Annotated in this window: 14 protein-coding genes and 4 pseudogenes; 7 read left to right on the top strand and 11 right to left on the bottom strand. The window is 41.3% G+C overall.

What is annotated here, in order from left to right:
- Positions 1–30 precede the first annotated feature (30 nt).
- Positions 31–363, bottom strand: a pseudogene (locus F967_RS05895) (hypothetical protein); the annotation flags it as partial.
- Here F967_RS05895 and F967_RS13660 point away from each other — a divergent pair.
- The 4 genes and pseudogenes from F967_RS13660 to F967_RS14725 all read left to right on the top strand — a co-directional run.
- Positions 359–654 (top strand): annotated as a pseudogene (locus F967_RS13660) (LysR family transcriptional regulator); the annotation flags it as partial. The pseudogenes F967_RS05895 and F967_RS13660 overlap by 5 nt on opposite strands.
- Positions 655–767: 113 nt before the next feature.
- Entirely contained in the window at positions 768–1,757 is a 990-nt protein-coding gene (gene tal, locus F967_RS05890) for a transaldolase (RefSeq protein ID WP_004798821.1), read from the top strand.
- Positions 1,758–1,830: 73 nt separating this feature from the next.
- A complete protein-coding gene (gene leuE / locus F967_RS05885) occupies positions 1,831–2,481 on the top strand; it encodes a leucine efflux protein LeuE (RefSeq protein WP_004759853.1) in 651 nt (216 codons plus the stop codon).
- A 108-nt stretch (positions 2,482–2,589) separates the two neighbouring features.
- Entirely contained in the window at positions 2,590–3,048 is a 459-nt protein-coding gene (locus F967_RS14725) for a benzoate/H(+) symporter BenE family transporter (protein ID WP_004798818.1), read from the top strand.
- 38 nt (positions 3,049–3,086) lie between these two features.
- Here F967_RS14725 and F967_RS05875 read toward each other — a convergent pair whose 3' ends face one another.
- From F967_RS05875 to F967_RS05860, 4 genes are all read right to left on the bottom strand, one after another.
- On the bottom strand, positions 3,087–4,919 hold the full coding sequence (locus F967_RS05875) for a monovalent cation:proton antiporter-2 (CPA2) family protein (protein WP_004798815.1): 1,833 nt from the start codon (positions 4,917–4,919) through the stop codon (positions 3,087–3,089).
- 165 nt (positions 4,920–5,084) lie between these two features.
- The gene (locus F967_RS05870) at positions 5,085–5,501 is read right to left on the bottom strand and encodes an RDD family protein (RefSeq protein ID WP_004677874.1); all 417 of its coding nucleotides are present in this window, start codon (positions 5,499–5,501) and stop codon (positions 5,085–5,087) included.
- Positions 5,502–5,567: 66 nt separating this feature from the next.
- The gene (locus F967_RS05865; RefSeq protein WP_004798812.1) at positions 5,568–6,254 is read right to left on the bottom strand and encodes a dienelactone hydrolase family protein; all 687 of its coding nucleotides are present in this window, start codon (positions 6,252–6,254) and stop codon (positions 5,568–5,570) included.
- A gap of 107 nt (positions 6,255–6,361) precedes the next feature.
- Positions 6,362–8,161 (bottom strand): hypothetical protein, encoded by a 1,800-nt coding sequence (locus F967_RS05860; protein ID WP_004798809.1) that lies wholly within the window; start codon positions 8,159–8,161, stop codon positions 6,362–6,364.
- Positions 8,162–8,365: 204 nt separating this feature from the next.
- Between F967_RS05860 and F967_RS05855 the strand changes: the two genes are divergently transcribed.
- On the top strand, positions 8,366–8,974 hold the full coding sequence (locus F967_RS05855) for a Uma2 family endonuclease (RefSeq protein WP_004677877.1): 609 nt from the start codon (positions 8,366–8,368) through the stop codon (positions 8,972–8,974).
- Here the strand turns inward: F967_RS05855 and F967_RS05850 are convergent.
- The 3 genes from F967_RS05850 to pepN form a co-directional block, all read right to left on the bottom strand.
- Entirely contained in the window at positions 8,966–9,619 is a 654-nt protein-coding gene (locus F967_RS05850; protein ID WP_004798807.1) for a response regulator transcription factor, read from the bottom strand. The two genes, F967_RS05855 and F967_RS05850, sit on opposite strands and share 9 nt — an antisense overlap.
- Before the next feature lie 49 nt (positions 9,620–9,668).
- A complete protein-coding gene (locus tag F967_RS05845; protein ID WP_004798805.1) occupies positions 9,669–11,804 on the bottom strand; it encodes a sensor histidine kinase in 2,136 nt (711 codons plus the stop codon).
- 100 nt (positions 11,805–11,904) lie between these two features.
- Positions 11,905–14,514, bottom strand: a complete 2,610-nt coding sequence (pepN, locus tag F967_RS05840; protein WP_004798803.1) for an aminopeptidase N — start codon at positions 14,512–14,514, stop codon at positions 11,905–11,907.
- Positions 14,515–14,859: 345 nt separating this feature from the next.
- Here pepN and F967_RS05835 point away from each other — a divergent pair, with 345 nt between their 5' ends.
- Complete coding sequence (locus F967_RS05835; protein ID WP_004759839.1) at positions 14,860–15,117, top strand: hypothetical protein; 258 nt, start codon at positions 14,860–14,862, stop codon at positions 15,115–15,117.
- Positions 15,118–15,172: 55 nt separating this feature from the next.
- Here F967_RS05835 and F967_RS05830 read toward each other — a convergent pair whose 3' ends face one another.
- The 3 genes and pseudogenes from F967_RS05830 to F967_RS05820 form a co-directional block, all read right to left on the bottom strand.
- Positions 15,173–15,646, bottom strand: a complete 474-nt coding sequence (locus tag F967_RS05830) for a DUF2147 domain-containing protein (RefSeq protein ID WP_004759838.1) — start codon at positions 15,644–15,646, stop codon at positions 15,173–15,175.
- 146 nt (positions 15,647–15,792) lie between these two features.
- Positions 15,793–16,305, bottom strand: a pseudogene (locus F967_RS13655) (DUF2147 domain-containing protein).
- 109 nt (positions 16,306–16,414) lie between these two features.
- Positions 16,415–16,651 (bottom strand): annotated as a pseudogene (locus F967_RS05820) (DUF2147 domain-containing protein); the annotation flags it as partial.
- A 134-nt stretch (positions 16,652–16,785) separates the two neighbouring features.
- Here F967_RS05820 and F967_RS05815 point away from each other — a divergent pair.
- Entirely contained in the window at positions 16,786–17,946 is a 1,161-nt protein-coding gene (locus tag F967_RS05815) for a hypothetical protein (protein ID WP_004759834.1), read from the top strand.
- Positions 17,947–17,950 lie beyond the last annotated feature (4 nt).

Raw genomic sequence — 17,950 nt, 5'->3', positions numbered from 1 at the left:
CCAGGAAGAAGACTAACTGGATTTATCTTTTCATTTTTTCTCTAACTGGCGGTCCATCAAGCGAAATAAGGGGCGGGTTAAATTCATAACCGTAGCAGGTGCAGTATTCAGCAAGGCATTCGCAATTGCACCACTGGTACTGGTGATACGATAGGACTTTTGCTGTACTGCCTTGACAATCCATCCTGCTGCGGTAGATGTATCCCGCATTTGCATATGTTTATAAATCGTTGTTTTAGATGACATCGGAACATGGGTGCACATGGTCGAGATATTAATCACATGTCCTCCACCATTTTCCAGAAAATGTGGCACCAGACCTAATGTCAAACGAACCGCTGCAAAATAGTTGATTTGCAGAGACCATACCATCAAACCTGAGCTGTTATTTTGCAAAGATTACTGGCGTACTGATAATCATCACTCCGCCTGTATGATGATTGTTAGGAATCTGGGTTGGGGGTTTTACCGCTGGAAATGTTTAATGAAAATCCTGACTTAAAGAAAAAATTTAAAATCATGGAACTTTATGATTTTACCCCCAAATTTGAATATTATGTGGATTTGGTCTGGAGTCGTGAAAGCGACTTGGGTGCAGCAGCACGCTTCTTAATTGAGCATATCCGCACACAACGCCAACTCAATAACAAATAATAAAAAGCAAACAGATAAATCTCTATCTACAATCAAAGCCATGCTTTGCTTTCACGCAGATTGTGCTATAACAGAAGTTACCAATAATATTGTTTAGCAAGAAATCTATAGCAATGACTGAATCTGCATTACATCAATTAAAGAATTTAACCACTGTGGTTGCCGATAGTAGTGATCTGGAAGCAATTGAAAAATTTCGCCCTTTGGATGCCACTACCAATCCATCACTGATCACGGCTGCTGCTGAACAACCCGAAAGCAAGGAACTGATTGAAGATGCCTATACTCAGGCAAAACAGGAAAATTATCAGGGTGATGAACTGATTGAACGCACCATTGATATTTTAACTGTGAAATTTGGTGTTGAAATTTTAAAGCTGATTGATGGCCGTGTATCAACTGAGGTAGATGCCTCACTGTCTTATGATACCGAAGCGACGATTGCCAAGGCACGTGAACTCTCTAAGCTTTATCAGGGCTATGGCATTGAACAGTCACGCATCCTGATCAAGATTGCGTCAACATGGGAAGGCATTCAAGCAGCTAAAGTGCTGGAAGCTGAGGGAATTCCATGTAACCTGACTTTGTTGTTTGGTCTACATCAAGCCCAAGCCTGTGCTGATGCCAAAGTCACACTGATTTCCCCATTTGTTGGTCGTATTCTGGACTGGTATAAAAAAGCTGAGGGCGTTGATCAATATCCAATTGAAAAAGACCCTGGAGTGCTGTCAGTTAAGAAAATCTATAACTACTACAAACAACATGGGATTCCAACCCAGGTCATGGGTGCAAGCTTCCGCACCACAGCGCAAGTTTTAGGCTTGGCAGGTTGTGATTTATTGACGATTGCGCCAAATTTATTGGCGCAACTGGAACAGGATCAGCAAACGGTTACAGCTCAGCTCAGTACCGAAGCAGCACAACAGGCGGAAAAAATTGAACGCCCCACCCAGACCAAGGAAAGCTTTAAGGCAGAACTTGAGCAGGATTTAATGGCTTTCCAGTTACTGCAAAGCGGTATTGATGGTTTTATCAAGGCACGTGACCAGCTCAGTTTATTATTACGCCAATCATTTGGTATTGATGCTGAAATCCAGCCTTAATTAGTCGATTTTTCACCTATAAAAAACCGATTTTTGTTACTATAGCAAGAATCGGTTTTTTAATGAGTTGATTGTGTTTGGTATCACAGATTTAACCGCTTACATTATTGGTACAGTGTTGATTATCTTATTACCTGGCCCCAACTCGTTATATGTCATGTCGGTTGCCTCACGTTATGGGATCCAAACAGGTTTTTGGGGTGCATTGGGCGTATTAACAGGCGATTCTATTTTAATCCTGCTGACTATTTTTGGAGCAGCATCCCTGTTACAAGCTTTTCCAATTTTATTTGTGATTTTAAAAATAATCGGGGGTGCCTACTTAGCCTATTTAGGTTTTAAATTATTACAGGGCGCTTATCAAACATGGAACACACCACAACAGCATGCTGAACTGCCTGATTTACCTCAATTAGATCAAGTTCACCCCTACCGTACAGCACTGAGTATCAGCTTGCTTAATCCCAAAGCCATCCTATTTTTTCTGTCTTTCTTTGTGCAGTTCGTCAAACCAGACTATGCCTATCCTGCATTAAGTTTTTTAATTCTGGCGATTATTCTGCAATTGATCAGTTTTAGTTATTTAACCGCCTTGATCTTTTCTGGTATTAAATTGGCAGCTTTTTTTAAACATAACCTTAAACTGGCAGCAAGTGGTATTTGTCTGGTTGGCATCCTGTTTTTTGGTTTTGGTGTTAAACTCGCAACCTCAACGCTGGCTTAATGCTACTTTTGATCAAATGATCAATTTATTCAATCATTTTAGAACTACGATTTAGCGAATATTAACGATATACTTTTCAACAAATTTTAATCAACTATAGATGCATTGATGCAACGCCTTATTCAAGATTTTTCCATTCCTGCGGTATTTGCTGGTTTTATCACCTTTTTAATCGGGATTAGCGTTTCTGCGGTCTTGGTGATTCAAGGCGCACAATCTTTAGGGGCAAATACTGCACAAATCAGCTCATGGTTTTGGGCATTAGGTTTAGCGATTGGATTATCAGGACTCATCTTATCTTGGAAATATAAATATCCCGTTGCAACAGCATGGTCATTTCCACAAATCTTTATTGTGGCATTGGCTGGAATTGCCCTGTTTGCAACCATTAGCCATAACGTTGCACTTGCTTTTGCCAATGTCGAAGAACGTGAAGCCGCTTTGCTGACTTTTTTATGTAGCGCTTCTGGTGTGCAGTTCTGGGGGATTGGTTCTGCTTTTTGGGGATTGATCTTAGGTATTTTTGTTTTAATCTTATTCAAGTTTAAACTCAAAAATAAGCCTTAGTATCCTAAGGCTTATTTAAGAATATAATTGGCTAACCGTTATTTTTCATCCAAATCTTTCTGCGCCTCTTCATCATTTAAAATGCGTCCAGCCTGTTTAGGTCGAATTAATGGTGCAGTTGGACGTGGATGTGCATTGGTATATTGCAGACCCACACCTGCATAAACGTCATCCGCAGCGATTTCTGTTTCAAAACGCTCATCATCACGCTCACGAATTTCATCGGTGATGCGCTGAACCTCATCTTCATCGACACCCAGTTCTTGCAAAATCACGCCGCCAAACTTGATTGCAGATTCAAAGGTTTCACGAATCATATAATCCACTTTTTGCTTGACTAAATAAAGTGAGTGTTCGCGGTCATAGGAACGTACCAGCAGCTTGGCCAGTGGAAATTCGTGCGTCACCAGCTTCACAATTCGATTGGTGGTTTCTTTACTATCGACACACACCACGATTGCCTGCGCCGTAGCCGCCCCTGAAGCATGCAGAATATCCAGACGGCAACCATCACCATAATAGATTTTAAAACCGAATTTTTCCGCGTTTTGAATCATGTCAATGTCATTATCAATAATGGTGACATCAACGCCTCTTGCCAGTAATAATTGACTGGTCACCTGTCCAAAACGGCCAAAACCAATCATTAGAATACTGCCACTCAAGCCTTCAGCAATATTGACATTGTCTAAATTGATCTGATCTTTGGTTTCGGTAAAACGTTTAAACACAATGCCTAAGATTGGAGTCAATACCATAGACAGTACAATAATTGCTGTTAGATTCGACTTAACGGTATTATCAATGACTTGAGCGGAGACAGCAGTAGAAAACAGAGCAAAGGCAAACTCACCACCTTGAGCCATCAATAAAGCACGATCCAAAGCTTCCGTATGCCTACTTTTGGTCAGGCGAGCAACAATATAGATCATCAGTGCCTTGGCAAACATCATCGCCAACACACCACTTAGAATAAGCTGCCAGTTTTGGGCAACCACGGACAAGTCAAGCGACATCCCGACCCCGAGGAAAAACAGGCCCAGTAACAGCCCTCGGAATGGTTCAATATCCGCCTCGATTTGATGCCTGAATGTTGATTCAGATAACAACACACCTGCAAGAAAAGCACCCATCGCCATAGACAAACCACTGACTTGCATCAGCAATGCAGCACCCAGCACAACCAGCAGCGCTGCTGCGGTCATGACTTCTCGTGCTTTTGCAGCGGCAAGTAATCTAAATAAAGGATTGAGTAACCAATAACCTGCTGCAATCAAACCTGCAATTGCAATTAAACCAATACCAATATTTTCTAAACGCGCCGAGGTACTTTCAACCACATGGTTGGGCGCCATAAATGCTACGATAGCCAATAAAGGTACAATCAATAAATCTTCAAACAATAAAATGGCAACAATCTTCTGGCCCTGTGGCTGGGCAATATCACCCCGATCTCCCAGTGACTGCATCACAATTGCTGTTGAAGTGAGTACAAAACCAGCCGCCCCAATAAAAGCCACCTGCCATGTGAAGCCAAATAATAGCCCCACACCTGTTAATGCGGTCGCACAGACTACTATCTGCAATGTCCCCAGGCCAAAGATTTCGCGTCTGAGTCCCCATAAATGTGAAGGCTGCATTTCCAGACCAATCACAAACAGGTACATGACAACCCCTAATTCTGCAATATGTAAAATTGATGTGGAGTCGTGGAAAAATGCAAAGCCAAATGGTCCAATGATCAAGCCTGCAATTAAGTAACCCAGTACCGAACCCAAACCTATTCGTTTAAAAATAGGGACTGCAATCACAGCCGCGGCCAATAAAACCACGGGTGCAATTAAGCTAATTGAATGTGCCTCTGAACTCATGTTGTTCTCATTTTTATCAATGCGATTTTATTCTATGTGAAAGCTTAAAAGACTGATATATCATTTATGAGACATAACCTATCAATTCATTTATTTTCATGCGGATAGAAACAAAAAAGCCATCAACCATGACGACTTTTTTGTGTTCATCTTGAAAATCTAAAGTTATAGCTCACGCACAACTACGCTTTTTGCGATTTTGTCATGCCAACCTTGTTTTTTGCTATCGAATGCAATCCAGATAAAACCGAGAAAGAAAACCAGCGTAGATGGGAAATAACCGATATAACGAAGAATGGCTTGCCCAACCGTCAGGTTTTCACCTGATTTTTCATCCAGTACCTTTAAACGTAACAACCGTTTTCCAGGTGTTCCTGCAAATTTTACCCAACATACAATATAAAAAACTGCACCAATAATTTGACCAAGCCAATCCGACCATGTCCAGCCTGTAAAACCACTTGCAGCATTTGGTGCGATAATCATCATAATCGGAATTAAAGCAACGATCAGGATAATCGAGTCAATAATTGAAGCTAATAGACGTATCCAAAAACCTGCATATTCGTATGTATGTGACATTTTCCCCTCTCATTTTATTTCTATAAGAATCAATATTTATATATGATATGTGCTTAAGCATATCATTTATACAATATTTTGGTTTAATTCACGATCAAAAAATTCAACTGTGCGTTGCCAAACCACCTTTGCTTCAGGGAGGCCACGACTGACACTGCGGAAACCATGCGGCATGTTATAGGTATAGGCTTCAACCCGATCACCCAGTTTCTGAATCAATTTGTTGCGCTTGGTTGCTGGACAGAATGGATCAACCGTAGCCCAATGCCCTTGTAAAATACGCACTTCATCTAAAGACTCTTTGCTTGGAACACCCACCCCTTGAATCCCCAGAGAATGATGATAAACCACAGGTGCCAGCATATCCTCACGCTTGGCCATCTGAATCACATAACCCCCTGTTAAACACTGCCCTAACATGCCTAACCGACCATTCGATCTTGGGTCTGCCTTTAATGCATCGAGTAAAACATGAATTTCCTGATTAACTTCACTGTCGGCTGCATTAATACGTCCTGCCTTACTCACCATGGCACGAATACAATACTTGACTGCACCACCACTAAATAAATTAGGCACATAAACCAAATAGCCCCGATCAGCCAAGTCTTGGGCATCTTCCCGATACACATCCAGTATGCCAAACAACTCATGCAGCAATAGGATTGCAGGGACTTTTTCTGACGTCTGTGCAGATGCATACACTTCAACTTCAATTTGACGTGTCGGTAATGTGATTGTTTTTATTTCCATTTCAGCTATCCATTTTTTTAAATCGCTTTTATATTATTTTTGACAATATTAATTGTCAAATAAAAAAGGGCATCAATAGATGCCCCAGCTAAGATTAGAGTGAATTTTTAAAATTTCAGTATACCATTAGCAGTTAATATTTTCGTTGGATCAGCTTGTTGAGAAAGTTTTACATCTTTAAATGTTAATGTACGGTTTGCTGTGTCCAAACTTAATCCAGGGCATACAGAAGTTTCCGAAGCATATGTTCCACATTGATACCAAGTTATTGAACCTAGTGCAAATGAGATAGAAGTAGCACTCGCATTAGCTTTGGTAATCGTTATACCATCCTCTAGTGGTGAATTTGCTTTATGGGCGAACTGTACATTTACAGTTTGATTAGATGCGTTAAACTGCCCAACTCTTGGTGTCGCCCATACAGCTGAGTCATGTTCGAATATCAATGGCGAAGCTAATCCAGTAATGGTGATACAACCCCATTGATTGGTACTATTTGCACAGCTTGTAGCAGGTGTTGGTGTAGTCGACTGACTGTTATCTAAATGCATCAACAGACTATTATTTTTAACTGTTAGATCTTGCGTTGTCCCACTGACTGCTTTTAATACAGTATTATTAAAATAGAAGCTTTTTGCAGGTTTTGAATTGATCTGTCCATCTTTTACGGTTACACCATTACAGGCAGGATTTGTTCCCACACCACATGCCCAAGCATAACTATTATTTTCAACAGCAACACTTTTCACAACTGAATTTTCAACCGTGATTTTTACATTTTCTTTTTTATCAGCATTAAAAAATGTATAAATATCAGGTGATTTAATTGCAACTGAACTTGCCTTACTAAAGCTACAGAAATCATTCGGGGCATTCTTAAAGCCAAGCTTATCATCCGCACCATTTGATTCACAAAGTTGTGGAGAGGCTGTGGTCTTTTCACCATAAAAACCTGTAAAATCTGCACTTTCCGCAGAATATTTACCTGCATTGTCTTTAAATAGTGTCACATACCCCTTATCAGTAATTACATAATAATTTGTCCCATTTTGCAGAACGTTTGCACCGCAAACTTCTGCAATGGTTGCAGTTGTGCCTTTTGCAATAACTTTTCCTGTCGCTGCATTCAGATTCAAGACCACTGTACCTTTATCACTGTAATCACCGCTATAGCTCGTCAAATCACTGAGTTTGCCTACAGGTAATTTTTGGCTGGCACAGGTTTCAATCGTTGGTGTTGGAGTCGTCGCAACAACATCAGGAACTGCTGCCACATCTCCTGCTTTTACTTTCTCAATCAGGGCAGCGTAGTCTTTAATCGTAGCTTGATTGGCAGCCAATGATGCCGCAAAAGCATCCAGAGCCTTATCAAATGCATCATCAATTGCAAATTTAGTTGTTAATAGGTCAAAGTTTTCTGGTAATACATAACCATCTGCTCTGAGTTGTTTAGTTAAATTATCTACCGCAGTTTTAAGTGTGGTTTCTAAAATTGGTTGATAGGTTTTAAACCAGTCACTTGGCGTTTGTGAGCTTGCCAAAGCCAGAGCAAGATCAGTAAATGGCGTGATATTGACATTACCCGCTTTTGCAGCGTAACCATGCAAGGTTTGGGTATCTGATGCTTTCACTTCCAATGCACAAGGTAGTTTAGTGCTATCCACCTGGCCTGACCATTCCCCCTGTTCATTGGTTTTAACCTCATTTTTAAACCCAGTGCCATCTTTACAACTCGCTGTGACACTGGCATTTTTAATCGCTGCCCCAACAGCTGCTGTTCCAGCTAAATTACTGTAGGTTGTGGTCGGTGTTGGTGATGTATTACTGTGCTGATCATCGTCATCATGACATGCTGTAAGTAAAACACTGGCAGCAATACAAGCACTCAATAAACTTTTTTTTAACATAGGAACCCCATTCGTTATTTCATCCCTTTCGTGATGACAGTAACGTTTTTAGGGTTTTCTGCGTATCCCCAGTTCAGGGGGGGATAGCCTAAAATCTATTTTGACTTCAAAAACTTGTTTACAATGTGAATATTCAATGAGTTGTGATACTTCTTCATACACGCTAAGGTATAGGCTGTATTTATATCATTATGAGTTATTGCCATGTCACCTCATCATGCCTACCCACTTTCAGTCAGTGAACAGGATTATCTTGATGGCGAATTGCTAACTGATATTAAACATGAATATATTCATGGCGAAGTCTATGCAATGGCTGGGGCAAAAGCGGCGCATAACAGAATTACCCTCAACATTTCCTCTGCATTACACCAACACTTAAAGGGAAAAACCTGCCAGCCTTATAGCGGAGATATGAAAGTTAAAGTAGATAGCTGTTATTTCTATCCTGATGTACTGGTTGATTGTTCAGATTTAGCAGATGACAGTGTTTTTACAGAAACGCCGACCATTATTGTTGAGGTATTGTCTAAATCCACGCGCCAGATTGACCGTGTGATCAAACGTGAAAAGTATCTACAGATTCCGACCCTACAGGAATATATCCTGATTGAACAGGGTATTGCCGAGATTGAAGTAGTATGTCGTAGTCAAAACTGGCAATCTCATTTCTACTATTTGGGAGATCACATTACACTGAACTCAATTGGTTTAAGCATTTCAGTTGAAGATATTTATGACCGTGTCAAAAATGAAGATGTCGTGACATGGCTAGAGAAGAAAGCCCTAGCAGAACAAAACCTCTCAAATTAAACCATATTGCTGTGCCAGCAGTGCCGCTTCAGCACGGGAGGAGATATGCAATTTCTGATAAATTGTCTTGATATAGCCATTTATGGTATGGCCAGATAATTTTAATTCGTAGGCGATTTCAGCCACCTGATGCCCCTTGGCAATATAAACAAGCACCTGTTTTTCCCGATTGGTTAAAGTCAGCGACTGTATGGCCTGTTGCTTTTGCTGCTTAAGCTGTTCATGTGTTTTGACATAATTGAGTAGTTTCTGCGTCATGCTTGGGGAAAAGGCATGGATTCCAGCAATCAGGTTTTTCAAATGCTGCTGAAATATAGTGGGTTCAAGGTCTTTTAGCAAGTACCCTTTTGCACCATGACAAATGGCCTCAAACAGATATTGGTCATCTTCAAAAATTGTTACCACCACACTCAGGGTATTGGCAGAATGTTGTGCCAGCCAGTCAATCACCTCTGTTCCCTTTCCATCAGGCAAGGAAAGATCAATCAAGACCAGATCATAATGTTGTGACAATAATGACTGTTTTGCTTCCTTTACACTATAAACCTGCTGGATACGAATACCTGAAAAGGTTTCAAGCAACATCTGTTTGATCCATGCATTGACTTCCTGTATATCTTCTAAAATCAATGCCGTTCGAATCATGTTTATACCCATTTATATATTGACCATCCATTGCTTTTTGCCAAAGTCGCTATAATGGGAAGATCAACTCAACCCTTGAACCTTTTGCCTCTGGCAGACTTTGGAAATGCAAGGTTGCTGAAAGTTCAGTTGCACGTTCCCTCAGGTTTTTAAGCCCATTCCCCTCAGACTGATTAGTTTCACCATCAAAACCATTACCATCATCACAAATGACAGAAACCAGTTGTGAATCAAGCAGGCTAATCTCAATGATTACACTCTGGGCATTGGCATACTTCATTATATTACTAATGATTTCCCGAAGCATAGAAATATAATGCCTGTATTGTGCATAACTTAAGGTGATGGGTACATCTCCAAGATTTTGTTGCCAATTCAGTTCTATCCCACAACTTTGCAGGCGGGTCACAACCTCATGCTCAAACTCCTGCAAAACCATATTTAACTCAACAGCCGTACCCAACAGACCATTGACGATGGTACGCATTTCAGCAATCGCCTGACGAATGGCCTGCTTGGCTTGATCCACATCTTTCTGATACAGACCTGATAATAGTTTTGCCCCCAGGTCATCGTGCAAATCTCGGGCTATACGGTGTCTTTCCTCACGCACACCTTTGTCATAGGCAACCCGACTCTCGACTGCCTGAGCTAAAAACGGTAATAGATTCTGAACCAGTTGCTGGTCATAGGCATTAAACAAACGGTGGCCTTGCTGCGGATAGCTGAGACGCATCGCTGCCAGTCCTGCCACCTGTGGGGTATACATCACCAGTCCATTATCTTCAATTTGGCTATTATTTTCGTGTTCACTTATTTCAAGGTTTAATGGCTGAAACAGGTCATTCAACAAGGCTTTCCACTGTAACTGGCGTTCCTGCTCATTCACCGCAAAGCTGACCTGCAAGATTCGCTCAAACAGTTCGCTGTCGGATAATTTTTTACGTTGTAACAGCCGTGCCTGTAGCCAGCCACGGACAGGCAGCCAAACCAGACCACAAATCAGGATAGCCAGACTGAGTGACATAAGTGGGCTTAACATCATCACCAGAAAGGCATCCAGCAACACCAGTAAAATCGCTCCTGCCAGCCAGTACAGAATTCCGAATGCCCAACGGTCCAGACTAAATAACTGATAGCGTTTTAAGCCAATCGCAATACCAATGGTCACAAACAGGAAGAAACCGAACGAATAGGCTTGTGACATATTCAGCTGAATATCAAGTAGCTGGGTACTCTGAACCAAAAATACAAATGCGCCGCTACTAACCAGAATCCATAAGGCAAACCAGCGCAATGCCACTTTTGCCCGTGGATCATGTCGGTTTGCCCGCCATTGCCAAACCATACATAAAATTGCGCTCAGCATTTGTAAGGTAATGGGTAAGTCTCCCCCCATGCTTGGTTCAGGTAATAGAAATAAGGTATCGAGCAACCACCAACCAGAGAAAAATATCGGTATTGCCCACAACCATTGGGTTCGGATCAACTGCTTTGGATACACCAGGAATAGACTGATTAATGCACAGCCATATAGCAATGCACCACCCGTATTGATTGCGACCAGTACCCGAAATAATTCGGCATTTAAAGCCAGATCACGGGTGCTATAGATGGCTGCGGAAAAGGCGAATACTGGATAGGCCGCATTGAGTAAGGCAAAAATACGGGGGGCGATTTCATTGGGACGCAATGCCCAAATCCAGCAGCCCAGTAAAAACCCAATCGAACTGACAGCAAGCTGAAACCAGAACTCAAAAGGTAAATCCCGAAGCTTTCGTTTAGGCTGAATATTGACAGGATATGGCGTTGAGCTTGAATGATCGCCTGACTGCAAAAATATGTGCTGATGCTGGCTCATCAGTTGATGAACTTGGCTCTGCTTGATAAAAAATTGCTGCATCTCAGGATAAGTCGCAACAAAATGCGGGTCTTCAGTAAAGTCATTTGCATTGAGTAGTATTCGGTTCTCCCCACCTGCTGATGAAATCGCAACTGAATCCACATTCTGTAATATCAATCGCTGCCCATCAAATACCGAAATTTTCTGGCGTTCTTTAACTTCAAAGCGTAAATGGCTAGCAGGCTGATTTACCGCACAATAGATGACCGCAATAAGAGCCAACGACAACCCTAAAATGGCATAAAACAACCGATCCGCTGGTGTTTTGCGACGCAAAACCATGTATCACCACAATATGAGTATCCTTTCTGTGAACTAATGATAATCCAGAACATATAAAAAAGGATGCTGAGACAGCATCCTTTCTGACAAAAACAATGTGTTATTCAATGTTTAGCATACTGCTCAAGGTTTCAGACACATTCTTAGATTTCACTTTCGGTTGCAACGCTTTCAATGCCTGCTGTACCTGACTGCGTTGTGGCTCAGCCAAAGTGTACCAGCGAGAAAGTACCTGTAATAAACGGGAACCTAGAATTGGGTTTTTCTCATCCAAATAAGCGCCAAGCTCAATAAAATGATCTACACCAAAGCTCCACGTATTCACTGGATTTGCAGCAAGCCCACCACTCACTGCACGGATACGGTTCGGTGTACCCAAATCATAATCTACATGCTGGGTCAAATATTTGATGGTTTCCTCAGTTGCATTTGGATTGGATGCTTGAATGCTAAACCACTGATCCAGCGACAAGGCTTCATCTTTAAAACGATTATAGAAGTCATCCAAAGCATCTTGAGCCTGTGGTGCATCATTGCAGACCAGCACACGCAATGCCCCCAAACGTTCAGACATATTGCCCGTGTTTTGATATTGCGCATAAGCCAAATCAAATACCGACTCATCGCCCTGACGTGCCAGCATATTTAGCATGATATTTTTAAGCGCCCGCACACCCATCGCCAAAGAAAACTCTTTTTGCATCTCTGGGTCTAAAGATAGATAGGTGTCTTTCCAGAATGAACCCAACTCACGAGCCAACCTATCTAGCACTGCTTCACGTTTCTCATGAATAAGTGCAGGTTCATAATCCTGATCAATACGGCTACCCAAGTAGTTTTCACTTGGTACATCAAATAAACGTGATGCCAATAACGGATCTTTATTTACTAAGTCAGGCAAGGTATTTTTAATTGCCTGAATATAGGTATCCACCTTATGGTCTTCTAAAAGAATACGTTCCAATAAAGTTTGTGTCGCTTGCCATTGGTTAAAGCCATTGGTTTCGTGCTGAATCAAAAATGCAAGATCATCATTGGAATAATCAAAGACTAAATTCACAGGTGCAGAGAAATTACGTAATAACGAAGCAACAGGTTGCTCAGTTATGCCTGTAAATTCAATACTCGCTTCATCCTGATCAAATAGATACATCCCATCCTTGACATCATTGACGAAGAGATCAGGGCTGTGCAGGGTATATTGTTCACCCGTATGGGCATTGAACAAAGCTAGAGCCACAGGAATTGGAACCGCCTTTAAGTCTGGATATTTAGGGTGTGCTTTTAGGCTTTGTTTGAAGCTGAGACGATAGGTCTGTGCAGCCGCATCATATTCACCTTGAGCTTCTAACTTTGGTGTGCCAGGCTGGTTATACCATGTGAGGAAATTAGACAAATCAACACCTGACCCTGCGCTTAATGCAGCAACCCAGTCTTCCACCGTCACCGCTTGACCATCATGGCGATGGAAATATTCATCTGTTCCTTTACGGTATTTTTCCTTGCCCAGCAAAGTCGCCATCATGCGGTTAATTTCCGCACCTTTCTCATAAACCGTTGCAGTATAGAAGTTATTAATTTCAACAAAATGGTCTGGGCGTGGCGGATGCGACAACGGGCCAGCATCTTCAGGAAATTGATGTGACTTCAACACCGCTACATCATCAATACGCTGAACTGCTGCCGACTGTAAATCCTCAGAGAAAGACTGGTCACGGAAAACTGTCAAACCTTCCTTTAGACACAACTGGAACCAGTCACGGCAGGTAATACGGTTGCCTGTCCAGTTATGAAAATATTCATGGGCAATCACCGACTGCACTCGCATAATGGCTGCATCAGTGGTGTATTCCTCATCAGCAAGCACACAAGACGTATTAAAGATATTTAAACCTTTATTTTCCATTGCACCCATATTGAACTGGCTCACTGCCACAATCATGTAGTTATCGAGATCATACGGGCGACCATAGTGTTCTTCGTCCCAGCGCATTGAATGCTTTAGTGCTTCCATCGCGATATGGCATTTTGGAATATCTTTTTCAATCGCATAAATTTCCAGAGCAACATCACGTCCCTCAGACGTGGTATAGCGATCTTTCAGTACCGCTAAATCACCAATCACACAGGCAAATAAATAGCTTGGCTTCTTGGTCGGGTCTTGCCAGATGGCAAAATGGCGGTCCTCTCCCACTTCACCTGTTTCCAATAAGTTACCATTTGCAAGTAATACTGGATATTTTTTGTCAGCTTCAACACGGGTGGTAAATTCTGCCAACACATCTGGACGGTCTGGATAGAATGTAATTTTACGGAAGCCCTCAGGCTCATTCTGGGTGACAAATAAGCCACCCGCCTTATACAACCCCTCAAGCTGGGTATTTGATTCAGGATGAATAATCACTTTGGTTTGCACAATGACCTGATCTGGTGCATCGGTGATCACCAACTGCTCACTGTCCAGCTGATATTGATCGGCATTCAACAACTGTCCATTCATTTGAATGGATTGTAACTCCAGATCACGACCCAACAATACCAGCTCACCCGCTGCCTGACGTTTCATGACCAATGTTGAATCAACAATGGTGTGATCATCATAGACCTGAATGTCCAAATGAATCGACTCAACCAGAAAAGCGGGTTTTTGATAATCTTTTAAATAAATGGTTTGATCTGCCTGTACAGGAGGTTGTGCCGCAATGTTCATCAGTATTCCTTGTCTTTGGTCATGTCTTTTTGATGGTCTTGTTGGCAAGACTCGTAATGACTTGATCATACGCCAACTGATACCGCCTGTCTTTAAGACCCCGTATGAGTTTTAACAATTTTATTGAGCTAAACTCTGTCATTTTCAAATCAAATTGAGTCAATAGGCTGATAGTTTAGACAAAATTACAACATAGGTTTCTATTCTTAAATAAAAACCACAGAAGCAATTGCATTTCATCGCTCAATTTACATTTTTTTCCAGACTTTTACATTTTGTGCATGGTTATTGCTTAATGATATATGCCAATGTAGGTATATAAAATAACAAGCGAGGGCTACTGTTATGGAATTAAAAGCACATTTGTATCGTCTAGAAAATATTAAGGCAATCCATGATCTTGCTGCTGCAGGCGTTGATCATCATGTGATTTCAGTATTCTTATCGGCGGAGGGTATTGATCTTAGCGCCCTGCAAGTTACCAATATCGTGAATACCTATGATGTGCTTGGAAAAGAAAAAGTACCAAGCAAAAAAGTACAGGCATTGATTGCCGCGAAAAAAATCGGTGAGGAAGACGAAAATCTACCGTGCCCCGTTTAGTTGACCCAATAAAAAACCTCGAATCCCAATAGATTCGAGGTTTTTTTAAATAAAATTAAGGGTTTGCACTATCTGTACGAATCCAGACTACGGTACGACCCAATGCAGACACCCCCATATAACCACGCATGCGCAGGCGTTTACCTTCACCAGTCACCACAGCCTTACCTTTATAAATTCGCCCAGATGTAGGTTCCAGTACTCGACCATCAATATAAGCATTTGCCTTATTTGGATCTTCCCTAAATCCAGATAAAATCTCCAAACCCAGAATGGGTTTATTGGTATAAGGTGCTGGACATTTGGTGCAGTTGGTCAGTGCAATACCATGCGAGTTCGGATAACGATAAACAATTTTTCCATGATAACGACCATCATTTCCTTTACGGATTTCAACAATTGACAGTTGTTCACCTGTACGTTCTTCAATACTTTTCCAGTAACCTTCGATAGAGGCTGCATAAGTCATAAGACTTGTAAATGTGATTGATAATCCCAAGAATCCTTTCATGAATACACGATTTAACATATTATCTCCGTTAACTTTAAATAACACTTCGTACTTATCAGACTTGATTAAAATTTTATTCATTAAATCAAGTTTATCTTACCCTATACCACCAAGTTTTTTATAGTTAAATCAGCTTAAATACGACTTAATATTTAGACCTGTATTTAAGGGTTTGCACTGTCTGTACGAAGCCAGACTACGGTGCGGCCCAATGCAGACACCCCCATGTAACCACGCATACGCATCCGCTTGCCATCAGCACTGAGTTGCGCCTTACCTTTATAGATATTTCCTGTTTTAGGCTCTAAAACACGACCATCAATATAGTGATTTGGGTTCTTTGGATCTTCTTTTAACCCCTAGGCAATCTGGAGACCCAGAATGGGTATATTTTTGAAAGGTTCAGGGCACTTGACACAGTTGGTCAGTATATTCCCACCACCTAGAACAGGATAACGATAAACAATGGTTGCTGTATAAGTCGTATCAGGTTTCTTTTTTATTTCGACAATTGAAAGCTGCTCGCCTGTACGGTCGTCAATGCTTTTCCAATACCTTTCAGGTGTTGTAGCAAAACCATCTGTTGAAAGCATTGCCAAAGAAATTCCCATGATTCCATTCATGAGTGAGTTTTTTTTGCATAAAACGCTCCATAATGCAAAACAGGTCCATCTCATTTATATATATCTATTCTAATGTTTGAAGACAGTCAACAAGGTAAATGTATATTTGACTGTCTAAAATGAGAGTGAATTTTAACTGGTTCACATATTTAAAAATAAACCACTAGGATGACGCACTATCCGTCCTAGTCCATACCACTGTACGACCTAAAGCAGAAATCCCAACATAACCATGCATAAAAAGACGCTTGCCATCTGGGCTTAGACCTGCTTTACCTTTATAGGTTTTAGCTGTTTTGCTTTCAAGGATGTCTCCATCTATGTAGTTATTGGGGCGTTTCGGGTCTTCCACCAATCCAGTTAATACCTCAAGTCCCATACGTGGCTTATTGGTATAAGGTCATAAAATTAATTTTTAGCTACAGTTCTCGCTATCAGGTCTCATGTTGAACTACTTTTAACGATACAAACTTTGCATGATTGTCTTGGTCCAGCATGTATAATCTTTTTTTTATAAATATGGGTTAGGCATCAATGGAGTTACAGATTCTACAAAAACAGTTAGATGAAAGTAGCCACTGTCCACTGTGCCATGCTTCCATGTACTGGATTGATGCGGAACAATACACACATGAACTGCAATTTCATGAATGTAGCCACTGCCAGCATCGCGTTTTTAAGTCAGACAGCAACCTAAATTGTCATTGTGCCTCCTGTACAGCACAACGCAAAAAACAGACCCAACAAACGCGCTTGCAGGAACAGCGTAAAAACAAGGTAAAAGATGAAGTCATTTACAGCCTTGATCAGCTCAGTTTTCTCAACAAGTTATTCCTGCTCAGCCTACTGGATCAGTATGCGCGTGAGGATGTCCAACATGACGAACTCATTCATTGGAAAAATTGCAAATATCACGAAATTACGCCGAATTACCTATTTCAGAACCATCTTGTTCAGGAACTGCTAAAAGCAGGCATTTTAAAACCGCAGGATTCAGGCATTGAAACCGAGCACTATTACTTAAATGTTCGTCTGGATGGTTATGCTGACCCAAGTCTTTTTAGCATCACACAGCAACTGCGCCACTGGTTTTATGAAAACCTGAGTTTGGGTATTCCATTCCAGACCACGGATGAAGTGAAAGATACTCTTTACCTTGTTCTATATCAGGAAATTGTTCAGTTTATGCAGTTTTACTGCCGTACCTGGGGCATCCAGATAGCAGGAAATCGACATTTTCAGGGCTTCTGTTATCGCTTGATGGAAAACCTTGCGGTAGGACAAATTTACTACTTAATCCAGACCGCACTGGAATATCTGTACAAACAAAAGGCATTGCAGCCCCGAAATGACAAGTTTATCAACACCAACCTGCTCAAAAAGACACTGGAACAGTATCGGGAACGTGCCTTGACTGAACGCTGGGAAACCTCCACCTTACCAAGACCACATAATATTCCGTTTAGTAAAATGAGCGAGATTCTACTGTTTAAGTTTCTTGGTTATGATGAGCGTATTTTCATACAACCTGTGTGGAAATCGTGGCGTAAAATTGAACCGCGCCTCAGTTTTTATTCTGTAAAACGTTGCATGTATTGTGGTTCAAATGATCTGGTGGTGGATTATGATGCCAAGGATTATGTCTCGCTGATCTGTCGCCATTGCAAGCATCAAGACCACTATTTCACACGTTAAAGCT

This window comes from Acinetobacter sp. CIP 102637 (genome assembly GCF_000368425.1).
GTDB classification, from domain to species: domain Bacteria; phylum Pseudomonadota; class Gammaproteobacteria; order Pseudomonadales; family Moraxellaceae; genus Acinetobacter; species Acinetobacter parvus.
This window is presented reverse-complemented; position numbering and strand designations above follow the sequence as displayed.